The organism is Nocardioides sp. B-3, from assembly GCF_024703895.1.
GTDB lineage: Bacteria > Actinomycetota > Actinomycetes > Propionibacteriales > Nocardioidaceae > Nocardioides.
In genome coordinates this window covers 851,391-865,991 of sequence record NZ_CP087968.1, presented here as the reverse complement: position 1 = coordinate 865,991, position 14,601 = coordinate 851,391, and the positions used below count along the sequence as shown (strand labels likewise).

15 protein-coding genes and 5 pseudogenes are annotated in these 14,601 nt (G+C 71.1%); 15 read left to right on the top strand and 5 right to left on the bottom strand.

Going from position 1 to position 14,601, the window contains the following annotated elements; genetic code table 11:
- Positions 1-32 precede the first annotated feature (32 nt).
- Together LP418_RS05785 and LP418_RS05780 are read left to right on the top strand one after the other, a co-directional pair.
- A complete protein-coding gene (locus LP418_RS05785) occupies positions 33-524 on the top strand; it encodes an ATP-binding protein (protein ID WP_257955581.1) in 492 nt (163 codons plus the stop codon).
- Positions 409-3,141 carry a hypothetical protein gene (locus LP418_RS05780; RefSeq protein WP_257955580.1) on the top strand — a complete coding sequence of 911 codons (2,733 nt, stop codon included), beginning with the start codon at positions 409-411 and terminating at the stop codon, positions 3,139-3,141. Before LP418_RS05785 ends, LP418_RS05780 begins: the two co-directional genes overlap by 116 nt.
- 50 nt (positions 3,142-3,191) lie before the next feature.
- Here LP418_RS05780 and LP418_RS05775 read toward each other — a convergent pair whose 3' ends face one another.
- Positions 3,192-3,398, bottom strand: coding sequence for a hypothetical protein (locus tag LP418_RS05775; RefSeq protein WP_257955579.1), 207 nt, complete (start codon positions 3,396-3,398; stop codon positions 3,192-3,194).
- A gap of 37 nt (positions 3,399-3,435) precedes the next feature.
- Positions 3,436-4,089 (bottom strand): TetR/AcrR family transcriptional regulator, encoded by a 654-nt coding sequence (locus tag LP418_RS05770; RefSeq protein WP_257955578.1) that lies wholly within the window; start codon positions 4,087-4,089, stop codon positions 3,436-3,438.
- Positions 4,090-4,327: 238 nt separating this feature from the next.
- On the opposite strand from LP418_RS05770, the gene LP418_RS05765 reads away from it, so the two are divergent.
- Positions 4,328-5,728: a reprolysin-like metallopeptidase gene (locus tag LP418_RS05765; protein WP_257955577.1), complete on the top strand. Its 1,401-nt coding sequence runs from the start codon at positions 4,328-4,330 to the stop codon at positions 5,726-5,728.
- Here LP418_RS05765 and LP418_RS05760 read toward each other — a convergent pair.
- Together LP418_RS05760 and msrA are read right to left on the bottom strand one after the other, a co-directional pair.
- A complete protein-coding gene (locus LP418_RS05760) occupies positions 5,712-6,077 on the bottom strand; it encodes a YciI family protein (RefSeq protein WP_257955576.1) in 366 nt (121 codons plus the stop codon). The genes LP418_RS05765 and LP418_RS05760 overlap by 17 nt on opposite strands.
- 77 nt (positions 6,078-6,154) lie before the next feature.
- The gene (gene msrA / locus LP418_RS05755; RefSeq protein WP_257955575.1) at positions 6,155-6,799 is read right to left on the bottom strand and encodes a peptide-methionine (S)-S-oxide reductase MsrA; all 645 of its coding nucleotides are present in this window, start codon (positions 6,797-6,799) and stop codon (positions 6,155-6,157) included.
- Positions 6,800-6,895: 96 nt separating this feature from the next.
- On the opposite strand from msrA, the gene LP418_RS05750 reads away from it, so the two are divergent.
- The 12 genes and pseudogenes from LP418_RS05750 (at position 6,896) to LP418_RS05695 (ending at position 13,879) form a co-directional block, all read left to right on the top strand.
- Complete coding sequence (locus tag LP418_RS05750; RefSeq protein WP_257955574.1) at positions 6,896-7,033, top strand: ribbon-helix-helix domain-containing protein; 138 nt, start codon at positions 6,896-6,898, stop codon at positions 7,031-7,033.
- Between the two features lie 60 nt (positions 7,034-7,093).
- Positions 7,094-7,453, top strand: a complete 360-nt coding sequence (locus LP418_RS05745; RefSeq protein WP_257955573.1) for a type II toxin-antitoxin system death-on-curing family toxin — start codon at positions 7,094-7,096, stop codon at positions 7,451-7,453.
- A gap of 129 nt (positions 7,454-7,582) precedes the next feature.
- Entirely contained in the window at positions 7,583-8,428 is an 846-nt protein-coding gene (locus LP418_RS05740) for a hypothetical protein (RefSeq protein WP_257955572.1), read from the top strand.
- Positions 8,429-8,518: 90 nt separating this feature from the next.
- Positions 8,519-9,679 carry a cystathionine gamma-synthase gene (locus LP418_RS05735; RefSeq protein ID WP_257955571.1) on the top strand — a complete coding sequence of 387 codons (1,161 nt, stop codon included), beginning with the start codon at positions 8,519-8,521 and terminating at the stop codon, positions 9,677-9,679.
- Positions 9,680-9,745: 66 nt separating this feature from the next.
- Positions 9,746-9,826 (top strand): annotated as a pseudogene (locus LP418_RS32605) (hypothetical protein); the annotation flags it as partial.
- Positions 9,827-9,996: 170 nt separating this feature from the next.
- Positions 9,997-11,354 (top strand): annotated as a pseudogene (locus LP418_RS05725) (glutamate mutase L).
- Positions 11,355-11,363: 9 nt separating this feature from the next.
- A complete protein-coding gene (locus LP418_RS05720) occupies positions 11,364-11,678 on the top strand; it encodes a hypothetical protein (protein WP_257955569.1) in 315 nt (104 codons plus the stop codon).
- A pseudogene (locus tag LP418_RS05715) lies at positions 11,627-11,887 on the top strand (AI-2E family transporter); the annotation flags it as partial. The gene LP418_RS05720 and the pseudogene LP418_RS05715, both read left to right, overlap by 52 nt.
- Positions 11,820-12,287: pseudogene (locus tag LP418_RS30370) on the top strand (AI-2E family transporter); the annotation flags it as partial. The pseudogenes LP418_RS05715 and LP418_RS30370, both read left to right, overlap by 68 nt.
- A gap of 85 nt (positions 12,288-12,372) precedes the next feature.
- The gene (locus LP418_RS05705) at positions 12,373-12,660 is read left to right on the top strand and encodes an AI-2E family transporter (RefSeq protein ID WP_257955568.1); all 288 of its coding nucleotides are present in this window, start codon (positions 12,373-12,375) and stop codon (positions 12,658-12,660) included.
- An 84-nt stretch (positions 12,661-12,744) separates the two neighbouring features.
- Positions 12,745-13,095, top strand: a pseudogene (locus tag LP418_RS05700) (pyridoxal-phosphate dependent enzyme); the annotation flags it as partial.
- A gap of 88 nt (positions 13,096-13,183) precedes the next feature.
- A complete protein-coding gene (locus LP418_RS05695) occupies positions 13,184-13,879 on the top strand; it encodes a pyridoxal-phosphate dependent enzyme (protein ID WP_257955567.1) in 696 nt (231 codons plus the stop codon).
- 96 nt (positions 13,880-13,975) lie between these two features.
- Here the strand turns inward: LP418_RS05695 and greA are convergent, their stop codons facing one another.
- A complete protein-coding gene (gene greA, locus LP418_RS05690; RefSeq protein ID WP_257955566.1) occupies positions 13,976-14,473 on the bottom strand; it encodes a transcription elongation factor GreA in 498 nt (165 codons plus the stop codon).
- Positions 14,474-14,601 lie beyond the last annotated feature (128 nt).

Sequence of the window (14,601 nt, the reverse complement as noted above, 5' to 3'; positions counted from 1 at the left end):
GTCGCGTCCGGCAAACCCCCACTTCTGCGGTCGTGGCCGGCCGCGAGCGCGAGCTGGTACGCATCGATTCCCTGCTGCGCGAGGCGACCGAGAGGCGCAGCGGCGCGTTGCTCATCGTGGGTGAACCGGGAGTGGGCAAGACGACGCTGCTGGAGGCGGCGAGGGCGCAGGCCACCTCCTTCACGTATCTCGGCACGCGCGGCATCGAGGCCGAGTCCCACGTGGCGTATGCCGGGTTGTTCGGCCTGCTCAACCCGATCCGGGACCGGGTGTCCGACATCGCCGATCACCGGGCGTCCGCGCTCGGATCGGCACTGGCCCGGGTCGAGCCGCGCGGCGAGCGCCGAGCCGTTCCTCCCGGGCGCCGCCACCCTGTCGCTCCCGGCCGCGGCGGCCGAGCACGGACCGGTGCTGGTGATCGTGGACGACCTGCAGTGGCTGGACCCGGAGTCGGCGGCCGCGATCGTGTTCGCGGCGCGCCGGCTCGGTCCGGACGCCGTCGCCTTCCTGCTGGCGGCCCGTGAGGGCACCGTCCCGGACGAGCTCACCCGGGGTCTGCCGTTGATGCCCGTCACCGGCCTCTCCACCTCGGCAGCGGCGACGATCCTGCCCGCGCAGGCGGCGCCGGCCGTGGTGGCAAGCCCGGTCGCCGCGACGCAGGGCAACCCCCTCGCCCCGGTCGAGCTGGTCGCGCGGTTGGACGACGCGCAATGGCTGGGGGCCGCCGAGCTGCCCGACCCGTTGCCCGCCGGAGATCGACTGCGCGAGCACTTCGGGAGCACGGTCGACGAGCTCTCGCCAGCCGCTCGCAGCGCCGTACTGCACCTCGCACTGGTCGGGGAGGCGGGCGCGGACACGCACGGCGTCGTGGTGGCCCCGGCCGCCGCCGGTATCGACGCCGGTGAGGCGTTGGCGGAGGCGTGTCGGCGCGGCGTCCTCGTGGAGGAGCGGGTGGGCCACCGGTTCAGGCATCCGCTCCTGCGCAGCACGGTGCTCGAGCTGGCGACGCCGGGCGAACGGCGCAGCGCGCACGCGGCGCTCGCGGCGGCGTTGCCCGAGAGCGACCGGACCCGGCTCTGGCACCGGGCAGAGTCGGCAACGGGCAAGGACTCGATGCTCGCCGGACAGCTCGTGACCCTCGCCGGCAGCGACCGTGACCGGTTGGGATTCGCCGCTGCTGCGACGGCGCTCGAACGCGCCGCCGAGCTGACGCCGGAGCCGGCACTGGCTCGGCAACGCCTCGCCCTCGCCGCCCACGACGCGTTCCGGGCAGGCGACGTTGTCCGGGTCCGTGCTCTGGTCGGCCGGGTCCCGGCCGACGGAGTGAGGGACCGGTCCCGCGGCGATGCCCTCTTCACCCTCGGCATGCTGGAGCAGTACGCCGGATCCGTGCCGCACTCCGTCGAGTACTACGACGAGGCGTCCTACCTCCTCGACGGATCAGCCCCGGTCCGCGACCTGACCGAGCTGGCACTGGCGCGCTTCCGTCTCAACGACATGGCAGGGATGGCCGACTGCGCTCGCCGGATCGACGAGGTTGCCGATCCCGATGACGCCGAGCAGCAGCTGATGGCCGCGTTCTGCGGTGGCGCTGCCTCCGTGATGGCGGGTGACTTCGAGGCCGGCATGGCCCGCCTTGACGTGGTCCGACGACTGGCAGACCTGCCCGAGCTGCGGCACGATGCGCAGGCGCTGCTGCTGATGGCCCCGGCCTCCGCCTTCACCGGACAAGTGGGTCACGTCGTGACAGTGGGGGCGGCCCGGCTCACCGAGGTGCGTCGACGCGGGGCGATCGGGGTCCTCGTCCCCTGCCCGGCGTTGCTCGCCTCCGGGCGGGCCCGGCTGGGCGATCACACGGGTGCCTTCGCGGACGCGGGTGAGGCCGCGGACCCGGCCGAGCACCTCGGCTACGCCGCCGATGCGTCGGTCGCGGTGGAGATGCTGGCCCGGCAGTCGGCCGCTCGCGGGTTGCACGACGACGCCGGGAGATCGCTTGCCCGGGCTCGCGAACTGACGGACCGGGCCGGCACCACGGCGCATGCGGCCCATCAAGCGATCACTGCGGCGTTCTGCGCGCTGTGCCGCGGCGACCTCGGTGAGGTGGTGACCCTCCTCGAGGCGCGGCTCGCCGCCGACGGCGGCGTCGGTGCCAGTGGTGAACCGCTCGGCGTGGCACCGCTCCTCGTGGAGGCCTACCTCGGCCCGGGCAGGACGGAAGACGCACGCTCGCTCGCGGCCGGGTTGGCCGAGGCCAACCCGCCCGGGTCGCCTGCCCTGTGGGTCGCGCTCGCTCGACGGTGCGAGGCGCTGACGGTGGTCGACGAGGAGGCGGCGGCCGTGACGATGGCGGCCGCGATGACGGCACATGCTGAGGGCCCGGAGCCCTTCGAGGCCGCGCGCACGCGATTGCTGTACGGCGGGCGGCTCCGCCGTTCCGGGCGGCGGGTCGCCGCCCGGGAGCACCTGGCCGCGGCACACGGAGCGTTCGTCGAGATGGACCTGACCTATTGGGTGGCCGTGGCCGAGCAGGAGCTGGCCGCCACCGGCGCTGACTGCGCGGCGACAACCTTCCACGGACAGCGAGCCCTTGACCTCCCGGGGAGACGCGGGTCGCGATCCATGCCTCGCAAGGGATGTCCAACAAGGAGATCGGAGCCGCGCTGTTCATCAGCCCGAGGACCGTCGAGCGCCACCTCGCCAACGTGTTCCTGCAAGCGCGGGGTCCGATCGAGGACCGAGTTGGCTGCCACCTACCGCGGGCTCCCGAGCAGGTGGGGTAGGCCTCAGCGCCGCGTGACCCGGTGCAGCACGCTGGCCCAGTCGTCGCCGAGCGCCGGGGGTCGCGCCGGTCGTGGCGGACGGCTCGGGGTAGGTGATGCCCTCGGTGGCCCACAGCCCCACGAAGCCCCAGTCGTCGAAGGTGCGGCTGCGGCGGTTGCGCTTGTAGTGGCGTGCCACGTCGCGGGCGTCGCACCCCAGCAGGGTCGCGACCGCCTGCGGGTCGCCCTCCCAGCGGGGCGCCACGACGGCCAACGGCTCCCGGGTCGGACACGAGGTAGCGCGGGTCCGTGGCATAGCGGTCGACGACCTGCCCGCTGTCCACGGTCACCTGCTGCCAGCAGTCGCTGTCGTAGACGCTGACGGCGGAGACGACCGCGTCGAGCTTCGATGAGAGGTGGGTGGCGATCTCTTCATAGGGGATGAAGTAGCCCGGGAACGACACCACGGTCCAGCCGTCGACCGGGACGGCGACGTCGATCCGGTTCGAGTGCTCGACGTCGCTCCCGGTGGCGTCCGAGCAGACGACGAAGTGGTCCGAGCACCACGCCTCGATCACCGTGACAACGTCGTCGACCTGTAACGTCGCGCACCGCGGTGGTGACGACGAACAGGCCCATGGGCTGACTCTAGGGCTCCAACTGGCGGGCGAAGCCGTCAGAGCAACAGGTCGAGCGTGAACTCGAACTCGTCCCGGCTGTCGCACCAGCCGAGGGTGTCGCCCTGATGGATCTGGATCTCGCTCGCCATCATCGAAGTGAGGTGGGGGAGGGCCTCGGCCATGGCTGCGAAGTCCTCCTCCGACGGGTCGTCGTCACCGGCTGTCGGGCTGAAGAGCCCCCGGACGAACCCCAGCGGCATGCTGCCGAAGCTGTGCAGCGCCCGGTGCCCGAGGTGGTAGGAGAAGCCGCCCTCGATCAACGTCGCGAGCAGGCCTTCGTAGATGGCGAAGGCGCTGGGCGGGATCGAGGTCCGGGTGGCGATCAGCACGGGCGCCCATGGGTGGCAAAGCATGACCGTCCGCGCGGTGAGGAAGCGGCGTCGCAGGGTCGCCTGCCAGCCGAGGTCCGCCCCGGACTCCTCCACGATGCTGATCTGCGACACGACCTCCATCACCACGGTGTCCACGAGCCCGTCGAGCAGGGCCTCCTTGCCGGGCAGGTGGTGGTAGAGCGACATCGCCTCGACACCGACAGCGGCGGACACCCGGCGCATGGTGACTGCCGCGACCCCCTCGGTGTCGGCGATCGACACGGCAGCCGTGAGCAGGCGGTCCCCGGTCAACGGCTCTCGCTTGGCACTGGTCGGCACGGCAAAAACCTTACAGCGTACGTTTCCGGGGCGGTTGGCGTTTGCCAGCAGGGTGCCGGGGTATCAACCGCCCAGACCCGAAGGAGCTGAGCCATGACCAGCCGAACGATTCGCAGCGCCGTACGCCGTACCGCCGCCCTCGCCCTCATCTCGACGCTCGTCGCCGGAGCCACGAGCCCGGCCCCGTCGTCACTCGCGAGCCCGGGAGACCCGACCGACCGAGCAACCCCGACCTCGGATGCGGTCGTGCCGGCCGCCGACGCCCCCGGAGCTGGCCCGCCGCACCGCCACTCCGACCGCCACCGACGCGCTCCGCACCGATGCCTTCCCGACCGGCGCCCGCACCGGCGCCCGCCGCCGGGCCGACGCCGGCAACGTCGTCGACGTGGCGTTCGTCTACCCGGCGGCCCCGGTCTCGCAGGCCGACATCGGCGGCCTCGCCGGGCTCCGCGCCAAGTTCGCCGCGCAGATCGCCGACGCCAACACGGCCTTCGCCAACTCCGGCATCCGGGTCCAGCTGCGCTGCGTCGGCGACCGGCAGGTCGCGAGCGCGACCAGCACCGACCTGTTCGCCATGCTCAGGCAGCTCTCCAAGCCGGGCGACGGCATCTACGACGAGGCACAGGCCGTGCGCGAGGAGACGCACGCCGACCTCGTCAGCCTGTGGGCGAGCGGCTCCGTGCCGCTGGGCGCCAGCTGTGGCGTCGGCGCCCTCGGTGGCCTGACACCCGAGTACGACCCCGAGGTCGCCGCGTGGACGGTGCTCTTCTACACCGACTGCATCGACGACTACCGCGTCTTCGCGCACGAGATCGGCCACAACTTCAGCGGTGACCACGACGCCGGCGCGGCCTCGGCCCCGCTGCCGGAAGGCAAGCCGTATGCCCGCGGCTACACCGACCCCGCGCACGGGTTCGTCACGGTGATGGCCTACTACGAGGCGTGTCGCAACGTGGGCGTGACCTGCACCGCGCGCCCTACTTCTCGGGCCCCAACGTGCGGACCGCCGAGGGCTACCCCCACCGGCAGTGCGGCCGCCGACAACGTGCGGGCCATCACCGAGCAGGCTCCGGCGGTCGCGAACTACCGCCAGTCGCAGATCTACTCGGCCGCCCCGACGATCACCGGCAAGCCCAACCGCGGGCAGAGGCTGACGGCTAGCACCGCCGGCTGGGCTCCCGGCAACGTCACCTTCAGCTACCAGTGGCTCGCCGACGGTGCACCGATCGCCGGCGCCACCGGGTCCACGTTCGTGCTCGGCAAGGCGCAGGTCGGCAGCAGCATCACGGTGACGGTGACGGGCGGGGCGCCGTACTACGAGTCCGTCGCCGCGACCTCGGCCGCCACCGGCGCTGTCGGGAAGAGGCTCTTCGCGAAGACCCACCGACCGACGATCAAGGGGGCCGCCCGCGCCGGTGCGTCGCTTCGTGCCGTCGTCCGGGACTGGAAGCCGAAGAGGAAGGTGACCTACACCTTCAAGTGGTTCCGCAACGGCAAGGCCATCAAGGGCGCGAAGGGACGCACCTACCGCGTGAGCCGCAAGGACCGTGGCAAGAAGCTCTGGGTCCGGGTGACCGGCAGGCGCAACGGCTACGAGTCGGTCTCGCGCGTCTCGAAGAAGCTCAAAGTCCGGCGATAGGTCGCGGCACCGGCTTGAACTGGCGGACCTCCCGGGGCCAGCCACACGCCTCCGCCATCCTGCCCGCCCACGCCTTGGCAGCCTCGTCGTCCGCGACGTCGATGACGGTGAGGCCGCCGAGGAACTCGGTGGTCTCGACGAAGGGGCCGTCGGTGACCACCACGGTGCCGCTGGTGGCGTCGGCGGCGTAGGTGGGGCTGGCGTGGTCGAGCCCACCGGCGAAGACGTAGACGCCGGCGGCCACCATGTCGTCCACCACGGCCATGGCGAGTGGCCCTCGTGAACGGAACCACTCCTCGGTGTGGTCGCCGACCCACTGCTGGTTGAAGTAGATGAGGTACTCGGTCATGGTGCTCCTCCTGCCGGGGACGGACACGGTGCCCGCGTCATCACCATGACGGATGACGGTCCGCGGATTCGACAGCCTCAGGCGGGGAACCTGACCCCAGTGTTGGCGTGGCAGCGGTAGCCCATCGGGTTCTTCGCGAGGTACTGCTGGTGCGCGTCCTCGGCGTAGAAGTAGGGCGTCTCGCTCGCCGGGCGGATCTCCGTGGTGATGTCGCCGAGCCGGCGCCGGGCCAGCTCGTCGCCGTACACCTTGGTCAGGTCGCGCGCGGTCTGCTCCTGCTCGGGCGAGGTGAAGTAGATCGCGGAGCGGTACTGCGTGCCGACGTCGTTGCCCTGCCGCATGCCTTGGGTCGGGTCGTGGATCTCGAAGAACTTCTTCACCGGGTCGGCGAAGCTCGTGACGGCCGGGTCGAAGACGATGCGCACGGCCTCGGTGTGGCCGGTGCGTCCCGAGCAGACCTCGTCGTACGTCGGATGGCTGGTGTGTCCGCCGGCGTAGCCCACCGACGTCGACCAGACGCCGGGCACCTGCCAGAAGATCTCCTCCGCACCCCAGAAGCAGCCGAGGCCGAAGATTGCGACCTCGTGGCCGGCGGGGACGTCGAGGCTCACGACGGGGGTCTTGAGGACCACGTGCTCGCCGAGGGTCCACGGCTGGGCGTCGCGACCCGGCAGCGCTTCGTCGGCGGACGGGAGGGTCGAGGGCTTGCCGAATCCGAACATGGCTCCATTCTCCGGGGTCGCGCAAGGGGGGCGCGTCGCTGTCGGTGCTCACGCCTACCGTCGTTGGTATCAGATCGATACCATGGAGGAATGGCGATGACACTGCGCACCGACGCCGAGCTGGACCGGGCACTGACCGAGCTCGCCCAGATCGAGGGCGTCTCGAAGCAAGAGGTCGTACGGCGAGCGGTGCTCGCTCGCCGGGGACACGCTCACCCACCGAGAGCGCATTGACGCGATCGCGACGCAGGCGATGAGTGACTACCGTGAGGCCCTCGACCGTTTGGGCACCGTGTGAACGAGATCGAGTTCCTCGACCTCGAAGACCTGCTCGTCCTCACCCGCCTGTTGAACGTCGGTCCCGTCCGGGATCCCGGTCTGCTCGACTCGGCGGTGGCACGCGCACGGTCCTCAGCCTTCGGGGAGGACGCCTATCCGACCTTGGAACTCAAGGCGGCCGCGCTGATGCACTCGATCTGCCGCAATCACGCATTGGTCGACGGCAACAAGCGGCTCGCGCTGCTGGCGACGGTGGTCTTCCTGCGCGCCAACGGACGCGCCTTCACCCTGAGCCGGGACGAGGCCTTCGATCTCGTCATGCGCGTGGCCGAAGGCTCCGCCGCCGTCGTCGAGATCGCGGCCGCATTGGTCTGAGGGCAAAAACTGCCTCAAAATTGGGGGGTATCAGATCCGGATCGATCCTGAGCAGTGAGGGCGAGCGCCAGTTTGGGCTCTCGGAGAGGGAAATTCCCACTGAGAGGACCCATCATGAAGTCTCGAGGAATGAGCAAGCGCGCGCTTGCTGCGATCGTTGCCGGCGTACTGATCGGCGGCGGGCTCACGGCGGTGAGCCCTGCGGGCGCGGAGGTCTCGCAGGCCGCGGCCACCAACTGGAAGAAGATCTGGAAGAAGAAGCTCCAGCCGTTGGCGGACAAGCGCTACTACACGAAGTCCACCTCCGACGCGAAGTACTCCACCAAGGCGGAGGTCGGCGCCGCCTTCGCCAACTACTACACGAAGGCGCAGTCGGACGCGGCGCTGGGCGGCTACTACACGAAGGCGCAGGCGGACGCGAAGTACGCCGCGGCCGGGTCGTCGTACACCAAGGCCGAGGGGGACGCGAAGTACCAGCCCGCCGGCAGCTATGCAGCAGCCGGCTCGTCGTACAGCAAGGCCGAGAGCGACGCGAAGTATGCACCCGTTCCCAGCCTGATCCGCGGAACCTACGACATCATCGGCTACTCGAATGGTGCAGGTGCCGAGCTCGCCGACAACCTGTCGTTCGGCTGGACGCTGTCGGCGGCCCCCATTACGCATTACATCAATGACGGAGCAATCCCCCCAGCAGGTTGCTCAGGCACCGTCAGCGCGCCGAACGCCTCGCCCGGTCACCTGTGCGTCTTCGAGGCCCAGAGCAATCTGGCAAACCAGAGGCGCACGATCAACGCGACTGGCAGCTACAACCCGGCATCTCCGTTCGGCGCGGGTGTCACGGTGACGACGACAGCTGCGGGCAACGTGTATGTCTACGGAAGTTGGGCGGTTCGTCCCGCAGTCGCCGTTGGTCCGCAGGGCGTGGCTGCAGTGCAGGCCCCGGCCGCCGCGCCCGGCGGCAAGGCAGGCGATTGAGGGACCACCACGGACGTGGGGTGACGGGCCCCCAAAGGCCCGCCACCCCACGACTCCTTGAGTAGTCCGGGGCTGAGTAGTGTCGGGACCGTGACCCGGGAACACGTCAACAAATCCGGCTTCGAGACGCGTGCGATCCACGCGGGCTACGAACCCGATGCCATGACCGGCGCGGTGATCCCGCCGATCTACGCGACCAGCACCTACAAGCAGGACGGTGTGGGCGGGATGCGGGGCGGCTATGAATACAGCCGCTCCGCCAACCCGACCCGCACCGCCCCGGAAGGCGCGCTCGCCTCCGTTGAGGAGGGCGAGCGCGGCTTCGCATTCGCCAGCGGGCTCGCCGCCGAGGACACCCTCCTGAGGGCGTTGACGAAGCCCGGCGACCACGCGGTCATCCCGGACGACGCCTACGGCGGCACGTTCCGCCTCTTCGACAAGGTCGCCAAGGTCTGGGGCCTCGACCACAGCCCCGCGGCCGTCTCCGACGTCGACGCCATGCGGGCCGCGATCGTGCCCGGCCGCACCAAGATCGTGTGGGTCGAGACGCCCACCAACCCGATGCTCACCATCGGCGACATCGAGGCACTCGCCGCCGTGGCCCACGAGGCCGGCGCGCTGCTCGTCGTCGACAACACGTTCGCCTCACCCTACCTCCAGCAGCCGCTCACCCCGGGCGCCGACGTGGTCGTGCACTCCACGACCAAGTACGTCGGCGGCCACAGCGACGTCGTCGGCGGCGCACTCGTCGTACGCGACCTCGAGCTCGCCGACAAGATCGCCTTCCACCAGAACTCCATGGGCGCCGTCGCCGGTCCCTTCGACGCGTTCCTGACGCACCGCGGGCTCAAGACGCTCGGGGTGCGGATGGATCGCCACTGCGACAACGCGGAGCGCGTGGTCGAGTTCCTGACCAGTCACCCCAAGGTCACCGAGGTCATCTATCCCGGGCTCGAGTCGCACGCCGGCCATGCGATCGCGGCCAAGCAGATGAAGCGCTTCGGCGGCATCGTCAGCTTCCGTGTCACCGGTGGCGAGCAGCACGCGCTCGACGTGTGCGCCAAGGCCGAGGTCTTCACCCCGGGTGAGTCGCTCGGCGGCGTCGAGTCGCTGATCGAGCACCCGGGCCGGATGACGCACGCCAGCGTCGCCGGCACCGACCTCGAGGTGCCGTCCGACCTGATCCGGCTCAGCGTCGGCATCGAGACGGTCGAGGACCTGCTGGCGGATCTCGACCGCGCGCTGGCATGAGCGAACCCGACATCCGCTTCACGCTCGCCAACGAGCGGACCTTCCCGGCTCCGGGTCCGTACGGCGATCGCGCTGGTCGCCGCAGGGGTCGCGCTCTTCCACCCGGTCGACGAGTCGGCGGCGTCGACAATCCTCGCGCTGCTGCTCCTCGCGGCGGGGGCGCTGGCCGCCTTCGCGGGCTACTCCCACTTCCGCCGCGCGGACCGGGCGATCCGCACCGGTGAGCCGATGCCGACGCGCGGAGTGCTCGTCGTGGTGATGACCGGTGCGGTGCTGCTGGCGGCCGCGGCGGGTGTCGTGTCGGTGCTCCTCGGCGCATGAGCGCGGTCGTCTGCGTCGACTTCGGGTCGACCTTCACCAAGGCGTCGCTGGTCGACCTCGACACCGGCCGGATGGTGGCCAGTGCGAGCCACCCCACCACCATCGAGACCGACGTGCTCGACGGGTTCGACGCCTGTCTGATGTCGTTGGCCGAGCAGGACGCTCGGGCGACCGACGCCGAGGTGCTGGCCTGCTCCAGCGCCGGCGGTGGCCTGCGGATCGCGGTCGTCGGCAACGAGGAGCTGGTCACCGCGGAAGCCGGGCGACGCGTCGCCCTCTCCAGCGGCGGCAAGGTCGTGGCAGTGCTCGCCGGCGGCCTCGATGCAGCTCGCTTCGGCGAGCTGCAAGCAGCCCTCCCCGACGTCGTCCTGCTCGTCGGCGGCACCGACGGCGGCAACAGCAGCCAGCTGATCGGCGACGCCGACTTCCCGGCGCAGGCACATTGGTCCGGCCCCGTGGTCGTTGCCGGCGACGTCGAGGCGCAGCCTCGGGTGGTCGCGGCCCTGACCGGGTCGCGGACGCCGTACGTCACGGCAGACAACGTCGTGCCGAAGATCGGCGTGCTCGTGGCAGAGCCGGCCCGGGGTGCGATCCGCGAGGTGTTCCGGCGCACGTGATCGGCGGCAAGCACCTCAGCCAGCGCACCGACTTCACCGCGATGGTGCGGGGCGCGACGCCCGACGTCGTGCTCACGGGTGTCGAGCTGCTGTCCCGCGGGCTCGACGAGGCGCGACCGGGCGCCGGCGACGTGGTCGTCGTCGACGTCGGCGGCGCGACCACCGACGTGCACAGCGTCGTCGAGCTCGATCCCGAGGACAGCGGTCTCGCGCGCGAGGTGGTCGCCACGACCGCGGTCACGCGGACCGTCGAGGGTGACCTCGGGATGCGCTGGTCGGCGGTCAGCACGGTGTCGGAGGCGGGGCTCGATCTCACCGACGCGGCCGAGCGCCGGCGACAGGACCCGGGCCTCCTGCCCGACTCCGCGGACGAGATCGAGGTCGACGAGGCGATCGCCCGCGCCGCGATCGAGCTCGCGCTGAAGCGGCACGCCGGGCGCAGCAAGGTCGTCCTCAGCCCCGAGGGGCGCGTCGTCGAGCGCACCGGCAAGGACCTGCGCGAGATCGACCTGCTGGTCGGGTCCGGGGGAGCGCTGCGCAACGGTGCCGACGGTGTCGTACGCCGCGTGCTGCTGCCCGCCACCGGCGAGCACGACGGCGGCTGGCAGCTGCCTCGGGCGCCGCGCGTGGTGGTGGACCGCGACTACGTGCTGGCCGCGGCCGGGCTGCTGGCCGGCGAACACCCCGAGGCGGCGTACGCGCTGGTGCAGACGCTGATCCTCGGCGCGGATGAGTAGCCTGCAGACGTGACGAAGGACAACGGGGCGACGGACGACGAGCAGGTGCCCGACGAGGCGGAGGACGAGACCCGTCGAGTGGATCGGCTCTCCTCGCAGATCGCCCAGCAATGGGCCTCCCTGCGCGCGGAGCGCCGACCCGGAACCGATCACGATCAACACCGGATCCAGCAACTTCAGCCGGGCCCGGGTGCCGTGGGCCCTCGACCTCGCGGCTGCCCGGTCATGGCGGCTGATCATCATCGCGGCGGCCGCCTTCGGGATCGCTTCGGCTGCTGGCCCGGTTCGCAGTCATCACCCTGCCGATCGCCATCTCGCTGCTGATCGCCGCGCTCGCCAGCCCGGCCGTCGGCGCGCTCCAGCGCATCGGCCTGCCGCGGGGGCTGGCGACCGGACTGGTGATGATCGTCGGCCCGGCCACCGTGGCGATGCTGCTCACCTACGTCGGCCAACAGGTCGCGACCGGTGCGCAGGACCTCGCCGCCTCCGTGGTCGAGGGGCTCGGCCAGATCAAGAAGTGGCTGCGGGAGGGCCCACTGGCACTCAGCGACAGCCAGCTCGACGGCTGGATCGAGACGACGCAGAAGGCCATCACCGAGGGCTCCCCGCGAGGGCGGCGCCATCTCCCGGGTGACCGAGGTCGGCACCGCCGTGGGCCATGCCTTCGCCGGCTTCTTCATCGTGCTGTTCTCCACCTTCTTCTTCCTCTCCGACGGCGGCCGCATCTGGTCCTGGCTGGTGCGGCTCGCGCCGCGGGCCGCTCGCGAGCACGTCGACGGCTCCGGGCGCGTCGCGTGGATCTCGCTGACCCAGTTCGTCCGCGCCACCGTGCTGGTGGCGCTCGCCGACGCGGTCGGCGTGATGGTCGTCGCCGCGGTCCCGGGCGTCCCGTTCGTGCTCGCGATCGGCGTGCTGGTGTTCCTCGGTGCCTTCATCCCGATGGTCGGAGCGACCGTGGCCGGCAGCGTCGCGATCCCGGTCGCGCTCGTCGACCGGGGGCCCGATCACCGCCCTGTTCATGTTCGGTGGCGTGATCCCGGTCCAGCAGATCGAGGGGCACATCCTGCAGCCCTTCCTGATGGGCCGCTTCGTCTCCGTCCACCCGCTCGGCGTGATCGTCGCCATCGGTTGCGGGGTGCTGGTCGCGGGCATCGCCGGTGCGCTCATCGCCGTACCCCCTCGTCGCGGCGGGCAACGCCGTCGTCAACCACCTCGCCCGCCAGAGCACGAGCGAGCCAGAGGACTACGAGTCACCGGTGACGACCGACGACGAGGAAGCAAAAGTGGAGGAAGAGGTGCCGAATGAGTGATCCGCGGCTGGCCGGCGTGACCCCCGGCCGACATCGAAGCGGCCCGCGAGGTGCTGGGCGACGTTGCCGTGCGCACCCCGATGGAGGAGTCGCGGTGGCTGTCAGCGCTCGTCGACGGGCCGGTGAGCCTGAAGTGCGAGAACCTCCAGCGCACCGGGTCCTTCAAGATCCGCGGCGCCTACGTCCGCATCGCGCGGCTCACCGCTGAGGAGCGCGCGGCTGGTGTCGTCGCGGCGAGCGCCGGCAACCACGCGCAGGGCGTCGCGCTGGCCGCCACCACCCTCGGCATCAAGTCCACCGTCTTCATGCCCGAGGGGGCGCCCATCCCCAAGGAGAAGGCGACACGAGCGTACGGCGCCGACGTCCGCTTCCACGGTCGCTACCTCGAGGACGCGCTGGTCGAGGCGCGGCGGTTCGCCGAGGAGACCGGGGCTGTGCTGATCCACCCCTTCGACCACGCCGACGTGGTCGCCGGGCAGGGCACGGCCGGCTCGGGAGATCCTCGAGCAGAGGCCCGAGGTGAAGACGGTGATCGTGCCGACCGGCGGGGGCGGACTGCTCGCCGGCATCGCGATCGCGATCAAGGCCGCGCGCCCCGACGTGCGGGTGATCGGCGTGCAGGCCGAAGGGGCCGCAGCCTTCCCCGACTCGCTGCGCCACGGCGCCCCGGTGCCGCTGCCGTCGATGTCGACGATGGCCGACGGCATCGCCGTCGGGTGTCCGGGCGAGATCACCTTCGCCGCGGTGCGCGACCACTGCGACGAGATCCGCACGGTGTCGGAGGAGTCGCTGTCGCGGGCGCTGCTGGCGCTGGTCGAACGCGCCAAGATGGTGGTGGAGCCTGCCGGGGCCGCCGCGGTCGCCGCCATCCCGGACACCCCGACGCACTTCTCGAGCCCGACCGTCGCCGTACTCTCCGGCGGCAACATCGACCCGTTGCTGCTCGGCAAGGTGATCCGGCACGGCCTCGCGGCGGCCGGTCGCTACCTCTACCTCCGCGTCGTCATCCCCGACCTGCCCGGCGGCCCGGCCGGGCTGCTGGCCCGCGTCGGCGAGGCCGGCGCCAACGTGCTCGAGGTCGCGCACGAGCGGATCTCGCCGACGCTCAACCTCAACGAGGTCGAGGTGCGGATCCAGCTCGAGACCCGCGGCGAGATCCACGCGGACATCGTGATGGCCAAGCTCCGCGAGGCGGGCTACAAGGTCTACGAATAGCCGGTCCGTCGGACGTCCACCGGGACGTCCGACGGTGTGGCTGTGCGGGCGACCGGTTCGTCGGACGTCCCGCGCAACGTCCGACGAGGTGGCTGCTCAGGGCTTGTAGGGCTCCGCGTCGACGATGTCGACCCGGAGGGCCTTGCCGTTGGGGGCGGTGTAGGTGACCGTCTCGCCCTTGTTGTGGCCGTTGATCGCGGCGCCCATGGCGGACTGCGGGGAGTAGACGTCGAGGGTGTCGCCCTCGGCGAGGTTCTCGCGCGCACCGAGCAGGAACTTCTCCGTGTCGTCGTCGCCGGTGAAGCGGATGGTCACGACCATGCCGGGCTCCACGACGCCGTCGTTGGGGGGCGTCTCGCCGACCTCGGCGCGCCGCAGCATGTCCTCGAGCTGGCGGATGCGGGCCTCCTGCTTGCCCTGCTCGTCCTTGGCCGCGTGGTAGCCGCTGTTCTCCTTGAGGTCGCCCTCGTCGCGGGCGGCGGAGATCTTCTCGATGATGTCGGCGCGGCGAGGACCCTTGAGCTCCGCGAGCTCGGTGGTGAGCTTGTCGAAGGCATCCTGCGTGAGCCAGATGGTGCCGGCGTCCCGGGTCATGTCGGTGTACTCCTACTGGGCGGATACGCACAATCGCATCCACTGGGGGTGGTGTTGGTCCTCTTGGCGAGCCCCGGGGCTGGCGCTCTCGGCCGCGCAATGGGCTGGCGCTGCCGGGCGGGCAGATG